Here is a 1,731-nt window from a genome sequence, read left to right on the forward strand (position 1 = left end):
CCGGAGGAGCAGATTAAGCTAGCCTGAAGGTAGGGTAAATTATCGCTCTGGTTATCCTGATGGCGCAGCCTTCTTCTGCAGATTCTCCTTCGGTTGGGGCGGGATCCCCCCCCCAGCTGAGTTACACCCGCCTGGCCATGCGCAACATGGTGCGCAAAGGCAAGACTTCCCTGCTTCACTTCACCCTGACAGCGGTGGGGTTGGTGGCCCTGCTGGTGGGGCTGGCCTACCTGTTTCACTGAGTTTTCACTGAGTTCCGCGAGAGTGTCCTGGCTATACCCTCTTGCAGTTGTTCCTAGGGCGGGAAAGCCACACCCTGAAAGGTCTTTCTTGTTACACTCCATGTCGCTTCTTAAGCTTTTCCCAAGATTAGGTGTTAGGAAGGAACAAGCAGCAATGGCTCCTACGGTTCGAGCGCACGGCAATCCCGGCTGCTGAAACGCCAACCTTTGGCTTTTGGACTTTGGCCTATGCAGACTTCGCCAGACCTCACCTCCGCTCGTTCTGTCATTCGCCTGCTGTTGTTTGCCAAGAGTCGAGCTGTCGTTGCCGAACTTGAGGAACATCTGCGCCAGCACATCCAGGGGTTGCCCGGCCAATACCCTGCCCAACTGGAAGTGGTGCCGCTGGAGGAGCACCCCTACCTGGCGGAGCATTACAAGCTGGTGGTGACCCCGGCTCTGGTCAAGGCTGAACCCTTGCCTGCTCAGGTTTTGGCAGGCGAAGACTTGGCGACGCAGTTGGAAGTGTGGTGGCCCCGTTGGCAAGGCCAGGCGGCTTTGGCTTCCCATCAAGAGGGGGCAGGACGGCATCCCACCTCCCCTCCAACCACTGAGGCACTGTTGCAAATGTCGGAAGAGGTGTTTTTGCTGCGGCAGGAGCGGGCCCAATTGCGGGAGCAGTTGGACTTCAAAGATCGCGTTCTGGCCATGCTGGTGCATGATTTGCGCAGTCCCCTGACGGCCACGGCTCTGGCGGTCGAAACCCTGCAGCAGGGGCGCGAGGGATCCCTGGACAAAGCGCTAGAGCGGCAGTTGTTCGACCACGCGCGCCAGCAACTGCGCAAGATGGACAGCATGATCACCGACATTCTGGAGTCGGCCCGTGGCGCTGCCTCAGAGCTGAGAATTCGAGCCGTAGAAACCCAGTTGCCCGGCCTCTGTCAGGCGGTGATCGAGGAGCTATGGCCGCGCATTCAAGGCAAGCGGCTGCAGTTTCAAGCGGATATTCCCGTGGATCTGCCCTCCGTCCATGTGGATCCCGACAAGATCCGCCAAGTTCTGTTCAACCTGCTGGACAACGCCATCAAGTACACCCCCGCCGGGGGATCCATCCGCCTCGATGTCCTCCATCGCACCAGCCAAAAGGTGCAGGTGACCGTCAGCGATACTGGCCCTGGGATCCCGGAAGCCGACCAAGAGAGCATCTTCTCCGATTCTGTCCGTCTGTCCCGGGATCAACAGCAGGAGGGCTATGGCATCGGCCTTTCCCTCTGCCGACGGATCGTGCGCGCTCACTACGGCCAGATTTGGGTGGAGTCTTCCTTGGGCAAAGGCAGCAGCTTTCATTTCACTTTGCCCGTGTATCGGCTCTGCAAGGGCTAGCCGGGAGCTGGCTCCCCATGGGTGTAAACTACCCGACCCTGACTACTTCGCAGTACAGGGCGGGCTTTCGGTAGCCCTGCAGTTGGCAAGCCAACCACGGACCTCTAGGCTGGTTTACGGCAGCCCC

Annotated in this window: 2 protein-coding genes; both read left to right on the forward strand. The window is 59.4% G+C overall.

Translation table 11 applies throughout. The annotated features are described in order from the left end of the window. Positions 1 to 59 precede the first annotated feature (59 nt). Complete coding sequence (locus tag NW805_RS02350) at positions 60 to 242, forward strand: DUF3285 domain-containing protein (RefSeq protein WP_414352125.1); 183 nt, start codon at positions 60 to 62, stop codon at positions 240 to 242. A gap of 228 nt (positions 243 to 470) precedes the next feature. Next, the gene (locus NW805_RS02355) at positions 471 to 1,604 is read left to right on the forward strand and encodes a histidine kinase (RefSeq protein WP_414421525.1); all 1,134 of its coding nucleotides are present in this window, start codon (positions 471 to 473) and stop codon (positions 1,602 to 1,604) included. Positions 1,605 to 1,731 lie beyond the last annotated feature (127 nt).

The sequence above is a fragment of the Synechococcus sp. W60.1 genome, assembly GCF_047461575.1.
Classification (GTDB): Bacteria; Cyanobacteriota; Cyanobacteriia; order Thermostichales; family Thermostichaceae; genus Thermostichus.